The 24,427-nt window shown below is 38.1% G+C and carries 15 protein-coding genes and 2 pseudogenes; 9 read left to right on the top strand and 8 right to left on the bottom strand.

The annotated features are described in order from the left end of the window. Positions 1–498: 498 nt before the first annotated feature. From K5G00_RS27235 to K5G00_RS30275, 5 genes and pseudogenes are all read right to left on the bottom strand, one after another. Positions 499–1,707, bottom strand: coding sequence for an ATP-binding protein (locus K5G00_RS27235; protein ID WP_238769653.1), 1,209 nt, complete (start codon positions 1,705–1,707; stop codon positions 499–501). 647 nt (positions 1,708–2,354) lie between these two features. Next, complete coding sequence (locus K5G00_RS30280) at positions 2,355–2,525, bottom strand: transposase (RefSeq protein ID WP_394800883.1); 171 nt, start codon at positions 2,523–2,525, stop codon at positions 2,355–2,357. Between the two features lie 387 nt (positions 2,526–2,912). Next, on the bottom strand, positions 2,913–3,656 hold the full coding sequence (locus tag K5G00_RS27230; protein WP_238769652.1) for a hypothetical protein: 744 nt from the start codon (positions 3,654–3,656) through the stop codon (positions 2,913–2,915). Continuing rightward, the gene (locus K5G00_RS29905) at positions 3,628–3,903 is read right to left on the bottom strand and encodes a transposase (protein ID WP_394800881.1); all 276 of its coding nucleotides are present in this window, start codon (positions 3,901–3,903) and stop codon (positions 3,628–3,630) included. Before K5G00_RS29905 ends, K5G00_RS27230 begins: the two co-directional genes overlap by 29 nt. 28 nt (positions 3,904–3,931) lie before the next feature. Continuing rightward, positions 3,932–3,985, bottom strand: a pseudogene (locus K5G00_RS30275) (hypothetical protein); the annotation flags it as partial. Between the two features lie 796 nt (positions 3,986–4,781). Here K5G00_RS30275 and K5G00_RS27220 point away from each other — a divergent pair. The 7 genes from K5G00_RS27220 to K5G00_RS27190 all read left to right on the top strand — a co-directional run bounded on the left by K5G00_RS27220 (position 4,782) and on the right by K5G00_RS27190 (position 20,519). After that, on the top strand, positions 4,782–6,824 hold the full coding sequence (locus K5G00_RS27220; RefSeq protein WP_238769651.1) for a tetratricopeptide repeat-containing sensor histidine kinase: 2,043 nt from the start codon (positions 4,782–4,784) through the stop codon (positions 6,822–6,824). Next, positions 6,821–7,585 (top strand): LytR/AlgR family response regulator transcription factor, encoded by a 765-nt coding sequence (locus K5G00_RS27215; RefSeq protein ID WP_238769650.1) that lies wholly within the window; start codon positions 6,821–6,823, stop codon positions 7,583–7,585. Before K5G00_RS27220 ends, K5G00_RS27215 begins: the two co-directional genes overlap by 4 nt. 137 nt (positions 7,586–7,722) lie before the next feature. After that, complete coding sequence (locus K5G00_RS27210) at positions 7,723–7,962, top strand: hypothetical protein (RefSeq protein ID WP_238769649.1); 240 nt, start codon at positions 7,723–7,725, stop codon at positions 7,960–7,962. A gap of 163 nt (positions 7,963–8,125) precedes the next feature. Continuing rightward, a complete protein-coding gene (locus K5G00_RS27205) occupies positions 8,126–15,262 on the top strand; it encodes a leucine-rich repeat protein (protein ID WP_238769648.1) in 7,137 nt (2,378 codons plus the stop codon). Positions 15,263–16,001: 739 nt separating this feature from the next. Further along, positions 16,002–17,144, top strand: a complete 1,143-nt coding sequence (locus K5G00_RS27200) for an AraC family transcriptional regulator (protein ID WP_238769647.1) — start codon at positions 16,002–16,004, stop codon at positions 17,142–17,144. Between the two features lie 125 nt (positions 17,145–17,269). Continuing rightward, complete coding sequence (locus K5G00_RS27195; RefSeq protein ID WP_238769646.1) at positions 17,270–19,627, top strand: TonB-dependent receptor; 2,358 nt, start codon at positions 17,270–17,272, stop codon at positions 19,625–19,627. Between the two features lie 55 nt (positions 19,628–19,682). Continuing rightward, entirely contained in the window at positions 19,683–20,519 is an 837-nt protein-coding gene (locus K5G00_RS27190; protein ID WP_238769645.1) for a CPBP family intramembrane glutamic endopeptidase, read from the top strand. 143 nt (positions 20,520–20,662) lie between these two features. Here the strand turns inward: K5G00_RS27190 and K5G00_RS27185 are convergent. Continuing rightward, positions 20,663–20,884, bottom strand: a pseudogene (locus K5G00_RS27185) (transposase); the annotation flags it as partial. A 528-nt stretch (positions 20,885–21,412) separates the two neighbouring features. On the opposite strand from K5G00_RS27185, the gene K5G00_RS27180 reads away from it, so the two are divergent. Further along, positions 21,413–22,921, top strand: a complete 1,509-nt coding sequence (locus tag K5G00_RS27180; protein ID WP_238769644.1) for a nitrilase-related carbon-nitrogen hydrolase — start codon at positions 21,413–21,415, stop codon at positions 22,919–22,921. 27 nt (positions 22,922–22,948) lie between these two features. Then, positions 22,949–23,116 carry a hypothetical protein gene (locus K5G00_RS27175; RefSeq protein WP_238769643.1) on the top strand — a complete coding sequence of 56 codons (168 nt, stop codon included), beginning with the start codon at positions 22,949–22,951 and terminating at the stop codon, positions 23,114–23,116. 165 nt (positions 23,117–23,281) lie between these two features. Here the strand turns inward: K5G00_RS27175 and K5G00_RS27170 are convergent, their stop codons facing one another. Next, positions 23,282–23,419, bottom strand: coding sequence for an ATP-binding protein (locus K5G00_RS27170; protein ID WP_394800882.1), 138 nt, complete (start codon positions 23,417–23,419; stop codon positions 23,282–23,284). 40 nt (positions 23,420–23,459) lie between these two features. Next, positions 23,460–24,278, bottom strand: coding sequence for an IS3 family transposase (locus tag K5G00_RS27165; RefSeq protein WP_317235572.1), 819 nt, complete (start codon positions 24,276–24,278; stop codon positions 23,460–23,462). Between the last annotated feature and the right edge of the window lie 149 nt (positions 24,279–24,427).

Below are 24,427 nucleotides of genomic sequence, written 5' to 3'. Positions count from 1 at the left end.
TTTAGGTCACCTTTTAGTTCACGTGGGAACTGGTTTTTAATGGTCTAAAATGATATGTTAAAAAATCAAAAAAGCCCACAAACACTGGCGTTTGCAGACTTTTGATATCCTTTGAATTCCCTTAAAGTCGGGGTAGCAGGATGAAACCGGCTACCTGTAAGTATATTATTATCAATTCAATATCAATAATATTTCAGAAAAAACTCACCGTTTAACTCACCTGAAAATTGATTTTATTTGAATCAGTTTGAAATGAGTTAATATAACTTCAAATGTACAAAATCATATCATTTGATACAATAAAACTGTTAGTATTTTGAAGGTATTCTCATTTATGAGAATTTGGTAATTCATATTTATTCTAATATCTGATATTTATATCATATCAGAATTTGGTGTTCTCTTAATTTCTTATTATTTCCTGCGTTAATAAGGAATCCAATCCATCGTTAATGGTATTTTCATTCTACCATATCGGTTCTATTGTCAGCCAAACTCCTATTTTTCAAGAAATTCACGTACAGGGAACATCTTAATAATCATACCCTCTTTTTCAAATGTATCACTCTGGTTAAAGGTCACGATACTTCCTTCTTCTATACCAATATTCTGCATAGCTTCCAGCAGACCATTGTATTCCCTGGCAAAGTTTTCATCGTTTATGGTTAAACATACCTGTACAACTTCTTTTACTGCGTTCTTTTCCATGGTGATAAAATCACATTCGCCCCGGTTTTTGTAATAGAAAATATGTTTATACTTCCGGCGTAAATGCAAGAACACAAGATTCTCCAAGCGTCTTCCCATATTGTCACTTGTCGATATTGAGTTTTCCGTATAAATCCCTGTATCCATAACATATACTTTTTTGGGGTTACGGGCCTGTACCTTCAGGGAATGGCTAAACATGGGTATAAATTCAAACAAGTAAGCATCTTTCAGAAATGAAAAATATTCCAAAAAGGTAGCCGGAGATTTTATATCAAACATCCCAACCAACCTATTTGCCGAAACAAGGTTTCCGATATTCGTTACCAGGAATGCTGTCAACTGACGCAGAGAAACTACGTCGCGAACAGAATGCCTGACTGCTATATCCCTCATTAATATATCATCAACAAGACTATTTAAAACAACAGGTATCCCATTCCTGACATATTCAGGTATCCCCCCTGTTTTAAGATAATCCATAATAGCATTATCAGCATTATCAATTTCTTTAAACCGGATGAACTCCAAATAGGAGAATGGAAACAGCTCCATAGACAAATGCCTTCCGGTCAGGTGGGTCCCCAATTCAACGCTCAGCATGGAAGCATTGGAGCCAGTTATGAATACCTTGTAACCTTCCCGTAAAAGTTGATTGATATATTTTTCCCATTCTTCAATGATTTGTATCTCATCAAAGAAGATTACTTTTAATCCCCTCTTTTCAATTTCCCGGTGGAGACGTGTAAAGTCTCCTGTTTCAAAACCGGAAAGACGGATATCATCAAAATTCAGGTAAACAGCATCCTGGTAATCCCGTTGAAGTAATTGTAAAAGCAAAGTGCTTTTACCACAACGACGGATTCCGGTTATTATAGTGGCAAACGAATCTACTACAGGAATTTCAGAAAGAACATCGCGTATTAAACCAGGGTCCTGGTTCAAAAAGGTATCTCTCTGTGAATCTATAACTAAAGCTATTTCTTCTTGTCTGATCATATCTCTAACCTTTATATAACATATCTCTCATTGCAAATATAACATATCTTTCACTATAATGAAAGATGTCTTTTATTACAAATGAAAGAAAATAGATGGTGCTTTTAAATTATTTTCATTGGACTTTAAAAAAACGGGCAAAATAAAAGTTGAAATTGATGGAACCGAAACGGGTACTTGACATAAATTATATCACTACTATATAAAAGCTTTTATTTTGGAAATTAAATTATTATCACGATGTTATACATTTGTACTGTTCTTTATTAATACCCAAATTATCGGCGTATCGAATAATAAAAGTCCAACACATTATTTGTGCGGCAACATAAAAAACTTGGACTAAAACTCCTTCGCGGTAAACCGTATTTTTTTGTCAATCCTTTAAATGACAGAAAAGGATGAATGTAATTAAATATCCGATTTTAAGCAAATTCCCCACATAAGAACCTCCCGAATAGACTCGAGATCAAATTATCTATTCATACAGTTCTTAATAACCTACCATATAGTTAGTTGACTACCTTTATGGAGCATCTTATATTCTTTCTCGATCCTTTGTTCTTTGACGTATTTTGATATTGTTGTTTCATCTCCACATCGGCTTACTAAATGAACAAAGTATCCATCTATCCAACTCCCCCACCCTAAAGTTGCTTCTTCACTTCTGGGTATTGACGGAATACCTCCTTAGCTGTTATGATTTTTATTATCGTAATTATTTGGGTACAACTATACGTAGGAAAGCTCTGTAACAAAAAATGAACATGATTATTATTATACCAATCTCTAAAAAATGTATCTGATAACGTTTCGATATTTCAACCATGGCATCATTGCTTAAGTTATAAATATGTTTTAACAACAATAGCCCAACGGTCCTGCGAATAGGAACGGATGGATGTCCTGTTTCTGAATAGTAAACAGAAAATTCTTTCTCGATTGAATCCAAATTTATTTGTTCTGGTAAAATACACAGTTCATGCTTTAAGTTGATGAACCTCTTTAGCGGAGTGTCAAAAATACTCAACTGCGGTGCTTTGTCTTGTTTGCCAACCATATCTGCAAGCTTTTTACTAAATTACTTATTTGTTTGCTGTTTTAGAAACGAACTGGAATTTATTATAATCTGATTATCAATAGACTATTGTATTTTTTCGGTTTGACGAATTATAATCAGACAGCTATTTTTATAATTGTCTACTTTAACAGATTTCCGATTGTTTATCATGAGCTAAGTTTATATCGTTTTGCCCTCGGCAATGCCGTTCAAACATTTGATGAATCATATCATCTTCCGACATCTGCCGGTATAGCTTGAAAATGATCCACTGCTTAATATCACGGGCCGATAATAAGGGGATATTGTCAAAGCATAACAGTTTCTCCTTTAGGACAAAAGTTGACAGCAAAAAATTAAGGGCTATTTGATGGTGCCATGCCAACCACTTGCGTGTCTGATATTTGTCCATACCCAAAATTTGTTTGTTTTCCTTGATGCAATATTCCACAAAGAAACGTTGTGCCTGCATATAAGCAACACCTTTCCCTGTGTATTGTCCCAAATTGGCATTGGTGAAAGAGTATTTATACTCGTAATCACCTTTGGACGTTTGATTTCGGCGTATTACCAACAAGCGGCGCAACATACGGTTGTTCACTTTATCCCAAAGGTACACCGTACGAAAATGATAATTGGCAATTAATTTGCCTTTTGTTGTGTTGCGTACATCTATAAGCTGACAATCTTTGTCGTAAAGCCCTGACATATACCTGTCTCCCCTGATGCCTTCTGATAAAGGTTTTTCTTTGACCGGTTTGCGGCTTTTACCGGTAAAGGGTGGGATACCTATCTCACATTTTTCCAAATAAACAATTAAATTGGAATGAATATCAAGCATATAGACAAGCCCCATACTATCAGTGGATTCTGCAAGTTCTATGCTCATAATAACCATCTGCACCAACATAATCAAAGTCAACCCCCAATTCTTTTTGGTGGCCGATAATATCAACAGCAATTTCCCATTTGGGTTTAAAAACCCTGCCCCCCCTTGGGATGCCAGCTTCCTGACAACGGGAATCGTTATTGCACCAGGATTCCGGTAAAAACAACCGAGCATCTGCCATAGAGGCAAAATCCCCATTGCTCAATGCTCCGAATACGGCTCTGTGAGTTGCATATTTTTCCTGCATTGCCACAATATTGAGCGCTTACACCTACGCTTTTGTCCCCTTTCTTTTCCCAACCACTTTCATCAATAATCAGGCCTGTCAATTTCTTTTGGGGGCAGACTATTGCTTACATCTTTGGATACTTGATCCGATCCATCAATGCCCTGTAATCCCAGGTGGATTCGGTTATGAAATGTTGCATTTGATGGTAATTGGCAAACATCTCTTCGCTTATCCTTTCAATGTTACTAAGTTCACTCATAAAAATCCCCTGGCAGTAAATTTATGCTTTATCGAAAAAAACGTTTCATTCTTTTCTTGAAAAACTCCTTGTAGTCAGACAAATAAGAATCAAACCGACCCAGCATAGGGTGTAGTGTTTCTCCATATCTATCGCTATTTCTAACTTGTACTAACCAATTTAGTGATCTCCTTGTTTGTTTCTCTATTGTATCTAAACATAACATTTATTATACTGATTTATAAACAATTAATCCTTTGGTCCAAAGATTTTTTAATCTGTTAAAGTAGAATTAATCTCAGATATATGTGGGGAGTCAGGCATTCTTTTGGAAAGAAATAAGAATTGAAGCAAAAGTACTGATATCAGCCGTACAGACATTTTTACAGGATATTTTTTAATGAATTATACTGTCTTATCATTATGTAGACATCCTCTCTTTCTGTTATGAAATGATATCGCAGCAATATACTTTCTACTTAGAATGAATGTTTATTCTTGATTTGATTTATATTATAAATCTGGATAGTTTGGGGACTACCACCTGTAATCTTACCAAAACGTTATGTGCTGGTTATATAATTGTTTTTAAAAAGTAATGTAGAAATAATGGAATTGAAAACATGTTAATATTGTAGAAAAACAAAATGATTTCCAAATGAGCCGCCTAATATGTATTCTTTGTTGTGTGTTGTTTGTCCCATTCTATGTTTTTTCTGAGAATGAGAAAAAAGAAATCTTAGAAAAGATTGATTCGTTAACCATAGCCAATCAAATAGATTCTGCTATTTGCTATCTAACTGTTCTTCAGAAAGAACTAAAAACGAAAACCGACTCTGTATTATGGCTTGCCTATTACGACAGACAAGTTCTGTTGGCGCGTAGGCTGGGCGATTTTGCCGGTTCGAGGAACTACAGCGATACGGTTGCTATGCTTCTTCCTCATATAGTACCCCAAACCGGTACCGACTCATTTTATGTTGCCCGTGCATGTAGTAACCTGGGGGCACTTAGGTCAGCACAATACAACTATTCGGAATGTATCGGTTTGTTTAAAAGATCATTGTCCCTTACCGATAATCGGCCAAACGAACCATTCCGCTCTTATTTTTTTCAGAATTTAGGATTGGTGTATATCAGAACCGGACAGGTGGAACAGGGGCTGGAATATATTAACGATGCATTTCAGATTTATGATAAAAGTAACGATTATGAGGGTAAGTTGGGATGCGCCGATTACATTGCAACAGTTATGGTCGATTATAAAAATTTTCATTATGCTAAGAAATATTTTCAAATAGCGCTTTCTGTTTTGGATTCAGTGACAGATATGTATGCCCGCCCTAATCTTTACAACGACATTGGCCGAATGTATAATTACAAGGAAGAATATGATTCTGCCATCGTTTATTTCGATATGGCGCAGAATGAAGCAACAAAACAAAATATTGGTTATCTGGCGGCAATTATACAATGCAACAAAGGTGAAATATTAATTAAGCAGAAAAAATATGCTGATGCTGAAATTCAATTAAGAGAGGCTATTCCACTTTTTGATAAACTGGGTTTTGAATTGGGGCAATTCCAGGCTTATAACTTAATGGCTTATGTTTGTTCTAAAAAGAATGAGCAAAGGTTATGTAACAGCTATCAGAAAAAGGCGGAAGGGGTTTTGAAAAATACAATTGTAGACCCGTCGTTGCTTACCGATTTTTACAAGCGAAGTTATGAAATAAAAAAGAAGCAGAACGCAACAAAGCAGGCGTTGGATTACCTGGAAAAATACCAAACCCTACAAGATAGCCTGAAAGATAACTTAACATCATGGCGAATCAATGAATTGGAAAGTCGCCTGATGACATCGGTGAAAGAACGGCAGTTGGCTAAAAAGGAGCAGGAACTTTTAATTTCCAGGAACCATAATTACCGCATTATTCTTGTTGCGTCTATTGTGTTCATTTTTCTTTTACTCCTGTTTTGGGCACTGGCTTACCGGAGGAAAAAAGAAAAACAGCTTTTTGAGGCACAGAAAAGAATTATGGCTGAGGAACATGAAAAATCGACGCTGCAAATGCAACTTATGCTTATACGGAATCGTTTGTCGCCACATTTGGTTGCAAATCTGTTTCTCGATCTCCGCCAACTTGTTGAAACCGGTGAAAGACAGGCATCTTTGCATTTGCTCGATTCCATTTCCAGACTGGTGGTATATACCTACACACACACCGATTCTATCATGGTTTCTTTGCGAAAGGAACTTGAATTTGTGAAAAATTATATTGAGGTGAGAAAAATGGCATTGGAAACAACGTTTTCTTACCAAATAAAAGTTTCGGAAGAAGCCCTTGAAATTAATGTGCCTTCCATGATTATCCAGTTATTTGTTGAAAACGCAATAAAACACGGCTTATTAAATAAAAGTGGCGACCGTTTTCTAAACATCAGAAGCTACTTTATTAGAAATAGTTTGTGTATTGAAATTACCGACAATGGAATTGGCAGGGAAAAAGCCCGGAAAATGAGGACCGGCGGAACAGGTATGGGATTTTTTATTCTGGAAAAAATAACCGATCATTTGAATGCACTCAACAGAGATTCAATGAAATGGAAAATAACCGACCTTGCCGGAGAAGCCTCTGAACCTGTCGGAACAAAAGTAACTATTGAAATTCCTAAAAACTACCAATATACTTTACAATGAATACAATTAAAGCAATTATCGTTGATGACAGCGCTTCTGCAGCAAAAGACCTGACTAAAAAGTTGCAAAAAATTTCTTCCATTGAATTAAAAGCAACAGCTCAGTCTTTTGAGGAGGCAATAAAACAAATTAAGAAAAATATACCGGATGTATTATTTCTTGATATCGAAATGCCTGAAAAAAATGGCTTCGACCTGCTTTACTGGTTAAAAAACAATTTGGAAAAAACACCTTACATTATTTTTGTTACCGGGCACGATAAATTTGTTCTTAAGGCTTTAAAAGAAGGGGCTCTGGATTATATTTTAAAACCAGCTGACGAAATAGAACTTCATAACGCAGTAGATAAGGCTTTGGCAGCTTTTGAAAAAGACGAACAGCTTCAAAAACTTGACTACATTCTAAATTACATCTCCGGAGGGAAACAATTGTTTCTGCCTTCAAATACAGGGTACCGTTCGGTGAACGCTGCCGATATTGTTTATTTTTGGCGCAATGCGCAAACCAAACGTATTGAAATTGTTTTTGGTGAAAATGACAAACTTATCCTGCCCATAAATTATACATTGGCACACTTGCTGGAACAACTTCCCCCATCCGATTTTTTTCAGATAAAGCGAGAATTGATTATTAACACCCGGTACTTAAAAGAACTGGCCATATACAATAAAGACTGTATCTTGAAAAAAGGTAATTTTGAGGTCCGCGTGCAGATGTCGCGCCGTAGCCTGAAGGAATTCAGGGAAAAAATGGGATTATAAAGTATTTTTTTACCTTCTGTAAATCATTTCCGACCATCCGTCTGCGGAAACTTTCTTCCGGTCTGCAAAGGCTTTTTTACAGCTCTCTTTTACAATTTTTTTCAATTTAATTTTGTGGTAAAACCAAAAGTCATCGAATGAAAATCACATTGGAAAAGGAACATCTTGTTCTGGAACAAAATCAGGACGGGCAGTTAACCACATATGAAACCGGTTTGTCTGAATCGGAGATGGGGCTTGATTTCTCCGATCTTCAGGAAATTCAAAAGTTACTGAAACAGGAACGGGAGTGGAAAATCTCGATAACCGGAGAAAAGACAATAAAATATACAAGTATTGGAAAATTAGGGACGATAGAAGCTCATGAGAAAGTATAAACAAACATGAATTACAGACGCATTTATGATGAAATACCTTGTTATATTCCGGGGAACTGACCAAAACCCTGCTTTTATCAACAGCTTCAACATTAAAATACCAAGTCTGTAAACAGAAATAAATTTGACAAAAATCATAAGAAACAGTTTAAAAAAAATCAATATGAAACGAATTATTATTTTTTCTCTTTGCGTGCTTTTCTCATCTATATTGCAGGCACAAATAGCCAAAACGATAATTGTTCAAACAGCAGGTAACCTCAGTACGCTGCTAACAAATGATGAAAAAAGCAGCGTTACCAGTCTTACAGTAACCGGTAACATCAATGCCCGGGATTTTAAAACCATGCGCGATGATATGCCGGAATTAAAAGAACTGGATTTGAGTGGTGTCAATATACTAGCATATTCAGGCTCAGAAGGGACAAGCTATAATACAGATGTCTATTATGAAAATGAAATTCCCGAAGCTGCCCTTGACGGCAGCAGTAATTTAACCTCGCTTGTTTTGCCCAATTCAATTACTTCAATCGGGAAAGATGCAATAAACGGTTGTTCCGGCTTAACCAGTATTAGTATTCCCGGTTCAGTAAGGTCAATAGGCGATTGGGCGTTTGAGTTTTGTTCCGGATTAACTGGCATAACCATTCCAAATTCTGTTATTAACATGGGCGAGGGAGCTTTTTCAAATTGTGAGGGATTACTATCAGTAAAACTCTCCAACTCATTAATTTCAATTGGGAGAAAAGCATTTGATTCTTGTTATGGATTAACCAGTGTAGATATCCCCGGTTCTGTTACCACTATTAAATATGGAGCCTTCAGATATTGTGAGAACCTGAATACAGTAACAATTCCGGCTTCTGTAGCTACAATTGAAGAAGCTTTTAGTGGATGTGAAAAACTGGAAGCGGTTTATGTTTATTCTCAGCTGCCGCCTGCTTTAGATTCTCCTTATAGCTTTTCAGAGAACACCACAGCTTCGGGAACGCTATATGTTCTTCCGGGTTTGAAGAGCAACTATCAGGAGACGGAGTACTGGAGTGAATTTGCCAATATTGAAGAAATGTCGGAATTTTACTTCTCTGAGGGTGATTCGGTAACGATTAATTCGTCTGCTCAGACCCTTAAAATTGAAGTATCGGCCAATATCGCCTGGTCTGCAAGTTCCAATACCGACTGGATGATTGTGACCACAAATACAGCAGAAAATTATATTCAATGTGAAGTTACAGAAAATACTGCGGATGACGGCCGTTTGGGACAAATTACGGTTTCAGCCGAAGGCGTGGAACCACAGGTGATAAAAGTAGCCCAGACAGGACAAAAAGAATTAACAATCGCAGTTAATACAGCCGGAACATTATCCTCGTTGCTAACAACAGCTCAAAAAAACAAAGTGGCTAAATTTACAGTAACAGGAAATATCGATGCCCGCGATTTTAAAACCATGCGTGATGAAATGGCCGGTCTTACTGAAGTAGATCTAAGTGAAGCCACAATTATGGCATACAATGGAACGGAAGGAACCGGGGTTAGTATGTCAAACTATCCCTCAAATGTAATTCCCGAAAGAGCATTTTATAATAAAAACACATTGCTTTCCCTGCTTCTTCCCAAATCGGTGACAACTATCGATGCTTATGCTCTTCAGGCCTGTACAAGTTTAGTGTCTTTAAGTATTCCTGGTTCGGTTGTAACTATCAATGAAGGCGCTTTTGAAGGATGTGGAAACCTGACTTCACTTTATGCTTATCCCACTCAACCGGCAAATCTTGAAAATTACACTTTCTCGGGAGTAAATATCTCTTCCTGTACATTATTTGTTCCGTTTGGTTCTATGTCGCTTTACGAAGAAGCTTTACAATGGAAGGAATTCGTATATATGCAAGAGATGCCAGGTTTTACGCTTTCGGCTGATACAATCAGGTTTGAAAAATCGGGACAAAAGCAGGTTGAGTTGGAAACCAACACAGCATGGTATGTGGGTACCGGGGATAGCTGGCTAACATTTAGTCCGTCGGGAGGGAATAATAATACACAATTAACCATCAACGCCCAGGCGAACTCCGGGACAGAACCCAGAACGGGGAAAATAAAAGTATCGTCGGCAGATGATGCCGTTTCCAAAGTGATAACGGTTATCCAGGCCGGGAAAATTACAGAACTAACTATTCAGGTAGATGTTGCAGGAACACTAGCTTCGCTTTTGGCGGATTTTCCAATCGACGATTTGGTTAAACTTACGATAATAGGAAACATCGATGCCCGTGATTTTGTTGTGCTACCACAATTTCTCAAAGAAGTAGATTTAAGAAGGGCAAATATAGTCGAATATAACGGAACTGAAGGCACGTACTCAGCTATAGAAAATTATCCGGCAAATGAACTCCCGCCTCTGGCTTTTAACACATGTTATGAAATTACAAATGTAATCCTTCCGTTCAATTTGGTTTCCATTGGCGATGCAGCTTTTGCAGAGAGACTATGGCTGACTTCAGTTACCTTGAGCCCATCGGTTACAACCATTGGAAGATCTGCTTTCCAGGGATGTCAAAACTTATCGTCAATAAATATTCCTTCAACAGTAACTTCAATCGGAATGGGCGCTTTTGAAGGTTGCTCCGGGTTAAGATCCATTTATGTTCATTCTTCGGAGCCCGCCGTGTTAGATTCGCCGGTTTTTGAGGAAGTCACTAAATCGCAATGCACACTTTTTGTTCCTGCTGAGGCTGTACAGGCTTATCAGGATGCAATTGAATGGGATGAATTTTCTTATATCGATGATATAGGAAATGCTCTTGGTGGGTACGAAATAACTTTTACTCCGATAGATCAACCTGTTAACTATGATTATAAAGAAGTATTTGCGAATGTTGCATGGAATGCATGGTCAGATGTGGATTGGTTAACAGTAACACCAAATATTGTTGAAGGCTACCTTCACTATGAGGTTACGGAAAATACAGGCGACACAGACCGTATCGGGCATGTAACCATTATAGCGGAAGGATTTGCTTCTCATGTTATCACCGTAACCCAATTGGGACAACAATTAGTGACGGTAAATGTAGAGACCGCCGGGACGCTTGGTTCTTTACTTAGCGCCGGTGAAAAAGAGACAATTACCAACCTTAAAGTAACAGGGAATATCGATGCCCGCGACTTTAGAATTATGTCACAGGAAATGTCAGTGCTTATTTTGCTTGATTTAAGCGAGGCAACCGTTGTGGCCTATAGTGGTACGGAAGGGCCAAGACCAAATATCACAGAGTATCCGGCCGATGCTGTACCTGACTTTGCCTTTTATTCGAATCTTGTATTAAATAAAATTACTCTTCCTTCTTCGGTTACCGATATTAGGAAAAATGCGTTTTATGGATGCCGGGTTTTAACCACGGTTACCTTACCTCAGGCTAATTCCCTGGGAGACGGGTGTTTTTATAACTGTGAAAGTTTAACAACAATAGAAATCCCGGATTCATTTACTTCTATCGGGCAATATTGCTTTTACGGCTCCGGCCTGACATCTGTTACCATTCCTTCTTCGGTTGAATCAATGGGCAATAATTGTTTTTCTAATTGTCAATTTCTTGAATCGGTAAATATACTTGCCCAAATTCAAAAGATTGAAAACAGTTGTTTTGGAGGGTGTACCAGCTTAAATTCAGTTAGTATACCGTCATCTGTGACCACTATCGGAGAGGGGGCATTTGCCCAAAGCGGTCTAACCTCTGTAGAGCTTCCGTCATCGGTTACATCAATCGGGGCAGGCTGCTTTTATCGTTCCAGGTTAACTTCGGTTATCCTTCCTTCAGGGTTGGCTCTTATCGACACAGATGCATTTAATGGATGTGACCAGTTGAGTTCAATTTACTGCTATGCCGATACACCTGTGAAATTAGGAAGTTCGGTTTTTGCCGGGGTGGATAAAAATACCTGCATTTTAACTGTTCCCTCCGGTTCACAAAGCGCTTACCGGAATGCCGATCAATGGAAAGACTTTTTCAACATTAATGAAATCCCGTACATCGACCTTTCATCAAACACGGCAAGTATTCCGGGAAATGGAGGCTCTGTTTCTATCGATGTTGTTTCAAATATATCATGGAATGTTAGCTCCTCTGAACCGTGGTTAACGGTTAGCCCGGAATCTTCTGAAGGAACAGGAACAATCACCCTTACCGCCACTGATAATCCCAATTCGACAGAACGGACAGCTACAGTTGAAGTGCTGTCGAATGAGGTTGAGCCACAGCCAATAACCGTAACACAGCAGGCGGGGGCTATTGAGGAAACACACTTTGCCCCTGTTTGGTCAGGAAATGGAACAGACCTGATGAATATCAGGGTGGTTTCAGCAAAAATTGACGGGGAATCTTTAAGTGAAGGTGATGAAATCGGGATATTTGACGGAGATCTTTGCGTAGGCGCCGGTGTTATAAGAGAACCGGTTTCTACCACGTATGCTCTTGAGATAATAGCTTCAGCCGACGACGGTTCGGGAAATGGCTATAAAATGGGGAATTCTGTTTCATTTAGATTTTGGGACAAAGAAAACGACGAGTCGTATGCCGATGTAACAGTCCAGTTTGTTGATTCTGAAACGAGGCAGGATATTTCAGCGGTTCCGTTTACACCTGGCGAAACCGTTTCTGTTGTATTGCATACTGATGCCAACGCAAATGTTCCGTTGGCCGATGCAGGGAAAGATCAAACCGTAAATGAAAACACACAGGTAACGCTCGACGGTTCCGGATCAACCGATGCCGACCAAAGTCCAATTAGTTATAGCTGGCTGGCCCCGGAAGGTATAGCATTAAATTTGAACACCGTGGCCAAACCTGTTTTTACTGCGCCCGAAGTAAGTAAAGACTCAACATTTAAGTTTGTATTAATGGTTAATGACGGGAAGTACGATTCTGCCCCTGATACTGTAAACATTACTGTAAAACAAGTTGTTAAGGCACCGCTTGTTTACGCGGGAGAAGATTTTCCCGTTTCTGAAGGAACAACTATTCGGTTAATCGGACAGGTGGATTCAGAACTTGCCGATAATAGTTTAATTATTTCATGGACATCGGAAGAGGTCTTTGAAATGAGAAACAGCAACCAACTTATCGCTTACGCTGAAGCGCCTCTTGTTGACTCTGAAAGTATCCTTTCTTTTATTCTTACCGTTGATGACGAAATCAACCCGCCGGTAAGAGATACGGTTAAGGTAACCATTGTTAAAGACAACAAAGCGCCTGTTATTAACCCCATGAGTTTTGTAGTCCGGGAAGATGAGCCTGGCGAGTTTGTTCTAAGTTGTGAAGATGATCACGATCCTGTATATAAATTAACGCCTTCAGTAATTAAAAAGCCTCTTCATGCTGGTAATTACGATTTTTCTTTGGGGCGATTCTCCTATCTGCCCGAAGAAAACTATTTTGGCGAGGACTCTTTGATTATTCAGGTAAAAGATGAATTTGGGGAATATTCCGGATCGGGTGTTATTCACGTTACAGTAGAACCGGTTAATGATATTCCGGAAGCTGCGATAGTAGAACTTGATGCTAATCAAAATAACGTCGTAGAAGTTGATTTTAAACCATCCATTTTTGATGTTGAAACACCGGCAGGCGATTTAGAAGTCAAATTTGCAACCTTTGACAATAAAAATCCCTGTTTGTTTGGAGGGGAGTTGACTGCTCAGGGCAACAACGTTTTTCAATACAATAACCCTGAACCGGTTAATGATTATGATTATATTGTTTACAAAGTTAGCGACGGAGAAGACAACTCTTCCACCGATGTTGTAAGGATATATAACCTTCCAACAACAAAAAGCGCAGCTGTCCGTCCTCCTGTTTTGGTTCTGAACGATACCATCGATGTTTATTTCGCACAGGCCGCATCCATTGAGCTTCTTGGTGTAAATACACAGTACCCGTTCAAAAAACTCAGTGGAGAAATTACCGGCGAACCGGAAAAGGGGCTTATCTCAAATGTTGGACTGAAAAATTACAACGGAAATATTCTTACAACCTATCAGTGTGAATATCAACCTTTGGATAATGAAGATGGCGTTGACAAAATTGGGTTCAGTTTTTCCGATGGAAACGGCAACACAGCAGAAGGGACAATTGTGGTGAATATTATTGCACGGGAAGTGGCTCCTTCTGTCCAGCCAATTGCAGCTCAGTTTGTAAGGATGAACCAGAATGCAAAAATCCTTTTAAATGTGGATGATGCAGATTCTAATCCGGAACAATTGGCATGGACAATTGGCAATACAAATGAAACGGATCTTTCCACTTCGGTTGTTTCAGAGGATGGTCAAACATATCTGTTGGTTGAACCGGAATTAAATTATGAAGGAACTTCATTGCTTACAGTGAGGGTGAAAGACCAAAATAACCTTACCGACGAAACAACGTTTGAGTTGACGGTAGTTAACGATAATGTTCCTTATTTTATATCCGCTCCGGAATTGATAATGCAGGAAGATCAAACTTACATTTACAACATCGTGGCTATCGATGATGACAAAAATGACAGGGTTTATTTAAGTATACAGAATACACCCGACTGGTTGAATTTTACAGACGGCGAAAATGGGACCGGTATTCTTTCAGGTTCTGTTTCTTCCGGATTTGATTTTACTGAAGAAGATTTTAATGTGAAAGTATGGGCAACCGATAGTATTATTGCAGCTCCGGTAATTCAGAATTTTAACCTTCACGTGAATTATTTCCCCGTATTTGTTCAAATACCGGATACTTCAATAAACGCTGGCGACGAATTTAGTTACCTGGTAAAAGTAAATGATCCGAATGTTGATGATAAATTACAGATTTGGTCGGATGATTTGCCATCCTGGTTAAGCCTGACTGACTACGGAAATGGAAATGCATTGTTAAGCGGAACTCCGGAAAAGGGCGAAAGTGACAGGGGTGGAAAGAAATTCAATTTCACGCTGTATACACAGGACAACGAAGGTTCCCCCGCGATTAGCCATGAGATTTCTGTATCCGTTAATTTTAATACGGGAAATCAAGTTGTAGGAGGCATTTCAGAAAATGTTAAGGTTTATCCAAACCCAACAGATGGAATTGTATATATAAAATCAGATAAAATTCCTGAACGAGGTTCATATTACGAAATATATAGTTTAAACGGGCAAAAATTAGCTATCCGTAAGCTGGCATCGCAAACTGAACTGGTTAACTTCTCTTCGCTTTCAAAAGGGACATACATCCTGAAAGTAAATATTGACAATAAAATACAATGTTTCCGGGTTCTGCTAACCCGCTAACATATATGCCCCGGATTATTATAAAAGGTTTTGGAATCAAACTTCAAAACCTTTTTTTATTTGCTTTCTTTTCAAAAAATAGAGAAAAATAAATTATGGCCTTTTGTGCACGTCATGTTGTAGAGACACACAAATACTTACACGTTCCGTTTTACGTATTAAAACAGTATAACGTAAATTATGATAAAATCAGTAATCATTCGATTAAAAAAAAATTAGAAATTTATTAAATCAATCAAACAAATTGGAGAATCTCGTACCTTTATAATCAAAAGTCACTCTTTGTTATATTGAACAAAAAGAAGAAATAAACAGAAATTCGCTCATTTCTAAATCGTTACCTGTCCGCGAAATTATTTCTGCAATTTACTTTTTTCCAAACACATAATCAGAATCATATGTCTTGTTCGGTGGGTATACCAACACTGGATTCCCACCCAATTATCCGTTCCTTTTGGACGGATTACCGCACGTAAATCCGCTACTAAACTTACACCAGCCGTCAGACTGTCAAAAAAAGCCCCCTCCCTCATCGCACTCATTTGCAAATAGCATCGGCTAACACACCAACCAAAATTTGTAAAAGAGTGCAGTTTTTGCCTACGCACACAGCTGATAAAAAACAATTTATAATCAATTCAGAAAATCCGTCTCAAAAGAACGGTTAATAAAACTGAAATACTAAATGGCTTTCCGATTTATTGTACCTTTGTGCCTTGTAAAGTAGTTAAAAATTAAAATGAACACCCTTTTTATCATAGGCATATTTCTGTCGCTTTTTCTATCATTACTCCTTTTTTTGAAAAATAATAAGATACTCCCCGACAAAATCCTGACTGTATGGATGTTGGTGATCGGGCTTCACCTTTTCAGCTACTGCCTGTATAGCCTTGGCTTTTGGGAAAAATACCCGCATTTGATTGGGATTACCCATCCCTTTCCGTTTTTGCACGGGCCTTTGCTGTACCTGTACGTGGTTTTTTCATTGCAAAAAGAGCCGCGTTTCAGGCTAAAACATTACGCCCATTTTCTCCCCGCCTTTTTAGCATATCTCTATATGGTTCCCTATTTCTTTTTTTATACAACAGAACAAAAAAGAATGATTGACCACGGGCAAACAAATGATTATCGGGTATTTATGCTCATTTCGTTGGCAGGGTTCATTATTTCGGGAATAGCTTACGCGGTATTGGCTTATCGCCTGATTGGAAAATACGAAAAACTCGTTCACGATAACTTTTCGTTCGACGAAAAAATCAGCCTCCACTGGTTGCGCTATTGCATTAGCGGCATTGGGCTTATATTTGCGACCGTAGGCATTTTTTCTTTCCTACAGTATATATTAAGCATTCAATTTTCGTTTAATGTCGATTTTATTTATTTCTCGGAAATAATCCTGTTTGTATTTTTCGTGGGGTATTTTGGAATTCGGCACGAAAGTATTTTTTCGGACGATAAAAAGAGGACAGCCTCGATTGCAAACACCGACGACGACACAAAAAAACCAGCAGAATATCGAAAATCGGGACTAAAAAAAGGAGAAGCCGAACAGATTCACCAGCAATTGTTGCAATTAATGGACGACAAGAAACCCTATCTTGAACCCAAACTCACCTTGAATTTACTGTCCGAGGAGTTGAGTACCTCTCCCAATTATCTTTCGCAGATTATCAACCAGTACAGGGAACAAAATTTTTACGATTTTGTAAACCAATACAGGATACACGAATTTAAAAAACGCGCCACGCTATCTGAAAACCGGCGTTTAAACATTCTTGCCATTGCCTTCGATTCAGGCTTCAACTCCAAATCTTCTTTCAACTTAGCTTTTAAAAAACACACCGGAATAACGCCCTCGCAATTTATCAGGGAAAACAAATAGTAATTTGAACTCCCATTCGTCCTATCCCATAAAACCGAACAACAAACTTGTCCGCCCCTATATGCCTGGACGATTTGCCTGTGTATGGACATTACTTTTGCACGAAATTTTAATATGCAAAAAGTATGAAATGTCTTACATGTTATTTAATCGTTTTTTTAGTCGTCATTTCGATCGACGTAAAATCTCAAAATCTGACACAAACTGTCAGAGGAAGCATACTGGATAAAATAAGCCAAACGCCCTTGCCGGGTTCTACCGTTATGATAAGTGGAACAAATCCTTTATTGGGCACAACTACCAATAGCGAAGGCGATTTTCGGATTGAAAATGTTCCGTTAGGACGGTATAATTTAGAAATAAGAAGTGTCGGCTATGCAACAATTACACTTCCCGAAGTGCTTGTAGGGAGCGGAAAAGAAGTGGTGCTGAATATTGAAATGACCGAGTCGGTTATCGGGCTTGGAGAGGTAGTAATAAAAGCCCACGCCGACAAAAGCAAGCCGATGAACAGCATGGCTTCCGTGAGCGCCCGCTCTTTTAATGTAGAAGAAACCCGCCGTTACGCGGGCGGAATTGATGACCCCGCACGTTTAGTTACTGCTTTTGCCGGGGTTTCTTCCGGCGGAAATACGCAGGATAATGCCATTGTTATACGGGGTAATCCGCCCAAAACCGTCTTGTGGCGTATCGAGGGTGTGGACGTGGTAAACCCGGGGCACTTTTCGGGCGGTAATGTAGCCGGGGGCAGTTTCACGTCCATTATCAGCAGTCAAATGCTTAGCAATTCCGATTTTTATACCGGTGCTTTTCCTGCCGAATATGGCAACGTGCTTGGCGGCGTGTTCGATATAAAACTTCGTCAGGGGAACAATGAAAAACACGAAAAAACCATTCAGGCAGGCGTAATGGGGCTTGATTTTTCGGCAGAAGGTCCTTTCAAAAAAGGTGGAAAATCGTCTTATTTGTTCAATTACCGTTATTCAACTTTGGGGCTGCTGTCAAAACTCAGTATAATCCCTACCGACCAAACCCCCATTTATCAGGACTTATCATTCAAACTCGTATTTCCAACTCCAAAAGCAGGTGTTTTTACATTTTGGGGAATGGGCGGCATTGACTATATGATAGACGGTGAAGAATCGGATTCTACCCAATGGGAAACGGATTACGACAGGATTAAAAACCGTTGGGACGAATCATTCGGCGCTGTTGGCTTCAACAATAAATATTCCCTTAGTTTCAAAACATATATCCACACAAGCGTGGCAGCCACCGGAAACTTTAAAGAACTTGTTCAGCAAAGGCTCAACGATACACTGGCGTTGCAAAACGATATGGATTTAAACCTGAATACCGGGAAAATCAGCCTGAACAGCTTTGTAAATCACAAGTTTAACCCGCGCCTAAATACACGTAGCGGTTTTAACCTGAACACCTTGTTGTATAAATATAATTTGAACGGAACTGAAAGTGAGAACCCCGACACGTACCGCAATTATGTGAATAAATCAGGGAAAAGCTATCATATTCAAGCATTTACACAAATGAAATATTACCTGAGCGATGCGCTAAGTTTTAACGCCGGCGTGCAGGCTGAATATTTTGCGCTCACCGGAAAGTTTGCCATAGACCCGCGTTTCGCTGTAAACTGGGATTTTTCGCCATCGCAGTCAATCAGCCTTGGCTACGGCAAACACAGCCAGTTGGAAGATTTGAACGTTTATTTTATAAAAACAGAGGCTAACGGACAAATGAATTACACCAATCAGGAACTTGATTTTTCGCACGCGCACCATTTTGTACTCGGCTATAATTATCGTATCAATGAAAACCTTCGCCTGAAAATTGAGCCATATTATCAATACCTTTATAATGTCCCGGGAATTGAAGGAAGCTCATTTTCTATGATAAATTTCAAACAGGATTTAACGTTTCAGTCGGTGCTTGCCAACAACAGCGTAGCTACAAACCTGGGAATAGACATTACCTTAGAGCGTTTTCTTAAAAATAATTTCTACTATTTGTTCACCGCTTCGGCATTCGACTCAAAGTACAAAGCCGACGATGGCGTATGGCGCGATACCCGTTATAACAAGCATTTTGTGGCAAATTTTCTGGCAGGAAAAGAGTTTTCAATCGGGAAAAACAACAACCTGTTGGGGGTTAATTTACGCGGCGTTATTTCCGGTGGCGAATACTATACCCCGCTCAATAAAGCTGCATCGCTGGCAGCCGGATTCCCTGTTTATGACGAGCCAAACGCTTTTTCCGAACAAGACGGGATAAGCAAATTCGTCAACCTCACGGTAACATACCGTATCAATAAAGCCCGGTATTCGAGCGTTTTCTCGCTGCAAATCAACAATCTGCTTGGCGAAGCGCAATACGACAAATACGAATATAATTATAAGGAAAAAGATTTTGTAAGGGCTTCAACGGTTTATACGCTTCCTGTAATAAGCTATAAGATAGAATTTTAACCTTAATTATTGCAAAAAATATTGGAGGTAATATTAAAAATAACATTCACAAAAAATGAAAATTAAAATGATAGAAAAATATAACAAACCTATCCTGTTTTATGGATTATCCTTATTTATTCCCTGGGTACTATGGTTCGCCGCCGCGTACATTAGCCGCTTAGCCGTCAGTAATCGTTATTTAGCGATAATGCAGGGCATTTTGGGAATTTTGGGCTTGGTTGCCCCGGTATTTGTAGCCGCCTACCTGTTTTTATCGGACCGCGAATTGCTTTCCGACCTGAAAACGCGGATTTTCCGTATGAAAGGCTTTAACCCGCTTTACACGGCATTTTCTGTCCTGCTCATATTTGTGTCAATAATAATGGCGCAACTCACTTCTGTCTTGTTTGGGCACAGCATAGACCAGTTTTTCATTTCCGGGCATCCGAAGTTTACGTCCGTTTTATTCTCGCCCTGGTTTATCCTAATTTTTGCCCCAGTTGTTGAAGAATTGGCGTGGCACTCATACGGCACTGACACATTACTCCGTAAGTTCAAGCTGTTTACCAGCTCTATTGTATTCGCGATTTACTGGGTATTCTGGCATTTACCCCTTTCTTTTATAGAAGGCTACTATCACAGTAATATCGTGGAAGAAGGCTGGCTCTATTCCCTCAATTTCATACTCAGCCTGTTTGTTTTTGTCATCCTGATGAACTGGCTCTATTTGAAGACAAATCGCAATATACTGATTACCATTTTATTTCATCTTTCGGCAAACATTTCAAACGAGTTGTTCGCCACTCACCCCGATAGTAAAGTGATACAAACGGGTATTTTGTTAATCGTATCCATTGTTGTTTTGTTCAAAGAACGAAAAATGTTTTTTGGGAAAGAGTTTTTGGCTTAAACAATAGAATAGCCAACGACAGCACAGTTCAATCCCTCATTACAACAAGATTCTTGCCCGTGAGGGTGTACTCAGTGCTATCTGGACTTGCAACAAAAAGTCGGACAATTTTTTAAAGACTATGCGGCATTATTAATTTTCAGTTAAAATTCCTGTTCCACCTCATAAGGAGTTTTGTACCCCAATGAAGAATGCAATCGCCTTTTGTTATACCATATTTCTATCCATTCAAAGATTTTTGATTTAGCCTGCTCAATAGATTCGAACTTATTGCCATATACTAATTCTGTTTTCAAGGTTTTAAAGAAGGATTCTGCCACTGCATTATCCAAGCAATTGGCTTTCCAAGTATGTGATGCAACAATAATGACACTAATCAGCGAAATAAGACTGACTGGTATCAGGAAGTTTAAATCCGGAAAACAATTTACGGCATGGCTCAGGTTAGCTTCTAATAATAAAATTATCGAAGGAAAGGTGTTAAGTCATCACATCCCAAAAGGTTGCAGCAGATTAAAAATTGCCTTACGTAATGCGGCTAATGTAATTGAAATTTAAAAGATGAGCACCTTACTGATTTCTTTAAAAGAATCAATTACAAAAAAGGACGGCCAACTGCCATTAATGCTACTGTCAGAAAGCCTGCAATAATAATTTGAAATATGCTTGTAAAAGGACAAAACTATAATTCACCAACTCAATATATGTTCCTCGACGAAAAAAGAAGATTGGGTTTGGTAAAGAGATTAAAAAAACAAATAACTAAATTTGAAATAAAACCTGAACAACTCAGATTTACAACTAACTGATTTTATGACTTGTAAGTTTGACGTTAGTCGGAAGTTGAAAGTGCATCAATCTAAAACTTAAATCTAAACTGACAGATGAATAAAATGAGTAATAAAAAAATTTTAAATAAAAAAAGAATTAAAATTTCTTACATCTATTTATTGATTGGATTTATTTTCCTTTTCTTTTTTAACGGCAAGTGGATTTTACCAATTGCTGCTTTTGTCGCACCGATATTTCTCATTCGCTTTTTACGGTTTCAAAAACCATTCATAGGATTTCTGATAATTGTTCTTGCGGGTTGGGTGTCAAACATATTCGTCTGGAAGGGAATGTTGCCTATGTCTGGGTTTTTCTACTACTTGGTTTCTTTTATGATGAGCGTATTTACTTCGCTGACATTTTTGTTAGACCGAATTTACACTCAAAAATTTAAGGGAATCGTTTCGACATTCATATTTCCGTCTGTTTATGTGATAATGGATTATATTAACATATTGACCAATCCTTCTGGGTCATACGGAACTTTGGTTCACACCCAATCTTCATTGCCTTTATTACAGCTTGTCTCAATTACTGGCATTTGGGGAGTAATATTTTTAATTACGTGGACGGCATCAATTATAAATTGGCTTTGGGACAATCATTTTGAGAAAAATAAAGTTTATTCAGCGTTTTGGAAATTTGGTATTCCTTTTCTCGCAATAATTTTATGGGGGCAAATAAAATTGTCAACAACCATTGATTCACCAACTGTAAGAATAGCTTCAATAAACAGCACTAAAACAGAGTATTATCATCGCATGACAACAAATTTTGACTCTTTAGTTGAAAAGGCAAACCAAGGATTTTTAGAAAATTGTGAAACAGCAGCTTCTTCAGGTGCTAAAATAATATTTGGACGAGAAACAATCATCAGTTTGCCCGTTAATAAAGAAAATGACTTCATCGAAAAAGCTAAAACAATTGCATTACGAGACAGTATTTACATTGGAACTCCAATGCATGTAATACCTAAAAAAAACTCCAATGAAAATCCTGAAAACAAAATAATTTGGATTTCTCCAACAGGAGAAATATTATTTACATATCATAAAGCAAAGCCGACTTATCCGGGCGAATGTGACTATGGAGATGGAGTTATAAAATATTTTGATTCGCCTTATGGAAGAATTGGTTCAGCTATTTGCTTCGATATGGATTTCCCTTTTTTGATAAATCAAACTGGTAAAATGGATATCGACATTATGTTAGTGCCAGGTAGTGATTGGGATGAGATTTCTCCTTATCATACCTATGTTGCATCAGTAAGGGGGATTGAAAATGGTTTTAACTTGGTTAGGTCAACATTCAAAGGATTTTCTGCTTCCTTTAATTATAAGGGACAGCTTATATCGTTCAACGACTTTTTTAAGACAGACGAAGTAATTTTATATTCAGATGTGCCTGTAAAAGGACAAAAAACGGTTTATTCAGTTTTAGGAAATTATTTTGCATGGCTATGTATAATATTCTTTTTCTTAATGAGTGTTGTTTACGTTAAAAAAAATGGATTAGTAAAAAAGAGAAATAAGAACCCAGCTGCTGACACGTGTAACCTTTTCACAAATTAAAACAGACCGACACAAAACCGAATTGGAATGAAAAAACTTGAAATCAAAAAAACCATAATTACAGAATTGGAAATATATTCTTCCATTGCTGCAATTACTATGTTTTTTTTAAAACTTAAAAGACTTGATTTCTTTATAGTAATTCCTTTTGGCGTAATTTGTTACATTAGCTCATTAATGTCCACTAAAAATTAAATAACGTTCTTTGAAACAATTGTAAATCTATACTTTACGCGGCTTTTTTGAGCGTGACGATTTGAATCGATTAAGTTCGTGGAAATTCCGGTGATGTTGCCCCTCATTCCGGTGATATTGCCCCCCTCTGATTTTAGGTTTCGGAATGACCGATGTCTGACAAAATTACATTTTTCTTCTTAAACTTTCTCCTTTTAATTCAACGCGATATGATGTATGAACCAGCCGGTCCAAAATAGCATCAGCAATTGTTGCTTCACTGATCACGTCAAACCAATTAGCTACAGGCAATTGACTAACAATTATTGGACTTGCAACAAAAAGTCGGACAATTTTTTAAAGACTATGCCGCAAGATTAATTTTCTGATAAAATTCCTGTTCCATCTCATAAGGGGTTTTGTATCCCAATGAAGAATGCAACCGCTTTTTGTTATACCATATTTCTATCCATTCAAAGACTTTTGATTTAGCATCCTCAATAGATTCGAACGTATTGCCATATACTAATTCTGTTTTCAAGGTTTTGAAGAAGGATTCTGCTACAGCGTTATCCCAGCAATTGGCTTTCCTGCTCATCGATTGAGAGATGAAAGAATTGGTCTTTAACAGCTTTCTAAATTCCCTGGAAGCATATTGTATGCCCCTATCAGAATGGAAAAGTACCGGTTGTGTTATTTTTCTTTTCCCTATAGCCATTCTCCAGGCCGGAATAATAGTTTTCTGGGTATATAAACTTGTACTTAATGACCAACCGATGATTTGCCTATCGTATAAATCCATGATAGTGGTTAAGTACAACCATCCTTTTTGAGTTTTGATATAGGTAATATCTGATACCCAGGCTTGGTTTAATTTATTTGACCTAAAGTTGCGGTCCAGTAAATTCCTACATACGGGATAACTATAATCGCTGTCAGTAGTGACTTTAAACTTCTTTTTGTATTTACTGACCAAACCATTTTCTCTCATTATTTTGGCTACCCTGCGTCTTGAGATTTTATAGTGTTTGCGTTTCAACCGCTCTGTAATGCGGGTAGATCCATAAGTAGCATGACTTGCATCAAATTCCGTCTTAATTAAATCTGCAAACAAACTACGCTCCACAGCGCGCTTAGAAGGACCTTGGCTAAACCACCGGTAATAATACCAATTTGAGTATATAGTGCCGCTTTATTATCTTTGAAGCATGGGAAGACAAAGCAAATTCAATATAAGAGAGGATTTAAAAGAACTTGAGAGCTTATTAAAAAAACAAACAAGTTTATCAGGAGAAAAACGTGTAAAATGTTTGATTTTCACAAAAGAAAATC

It is taken from the genome of Maribellus maritimus (genome assembly GCF_022267315.1).
Taxonomy (GTDB): domain Bacteria; phylum Bacteroidota; class Bacteroidia; order Bacteroidales; family Prolixibacteraceae; genus Draconibacterium; species Draconibacterium maritimum.
Note: the sequence above shows the minus strand (reverse complement) of the source record. Positions and strands in the feature narration are given on the sequence as shown.

Coding starts and splice junctions, on each gene's coding strand:
- K5G00_RS27220 (WP_238769651.1), top strand. CDS start 4,782: ATGAGCCGCCTAATATGTATTCTTTGTTGTGTGTTGTTTGTCCCATTC.
- K5G00_RS27180 (WP_238769644.1), top strand. CDS start 21,413: ATGAGTAATAAAAAAATTTTAAATAAAAAAAGAATTAAAATTTCTTAC.
- K5G00_RS27230 (WP_238769652.1), bottom strand. CDS start 3,656: ATGAGCATAGAACTTGCAGAATCCACTGATAGTATGGGGCTTGTCTAT.
- K5G00_RS27235 (WP_238769653.1), bottom strand. CDS start 1,707: ATGATCAGACAAGAAGAAATAGCTTTAGTTATAGATTCACAGAGAGAT.
- K5G00_RS27215 (WP_238769650.1), top strand. CDS start 6,821: ATGAATACAATTAAAGCAATTATCGTTGATGACAGCGCTTCTGCAGCA.
- K5G00_RS27190 (WP_238769645.1), top strand. CDS start 19,683: ATGAAAATTAAAATGATAGAAAAATATAACAAACCTATCCTGTTTTAT.
- K5G00_RS27195 (WP_238769646.1), top strand. CDS start 17,270: ATGAAATGTCTTACATGTTATTTAATCGTTTTTTTAGTCGTCATTTCG.
- K5G00_RS27175 (WP_238769643.1), top strand. CDS start 22,949: ATGAAAAAACTTGAAATCAAAAAAACCATAATTACAGAATTGGAAATA.
- K5G00_RS29905 (WP_394800881.1), bottom strand. CDS start 3,903: ATGCAGGAAAAATATGCAACTCACAGAGCCGTATTCGGAGCATTGAGC.
- K5G00_RS27200 (WP_238769647.1), top strand. CDS start 16,002: ATGAACACCCTTTTTATCATAGGCATATTTCTGTCGCTTTTTCTATCA.
- K5G00_RS27205 (WP_238769648.1), top strand. CDS start 8,126: ATGAAACGAATTATTATTTTTTCTCTTTGCGTGCTTTTCTCATCTATA.
- K5G00_RS27210 (WP_238769649.1), top strand. CDS start 7,723: ATGAAAATCACATTGGAAAAGGAACATCTTGTTCTGGAACAAAATCAG.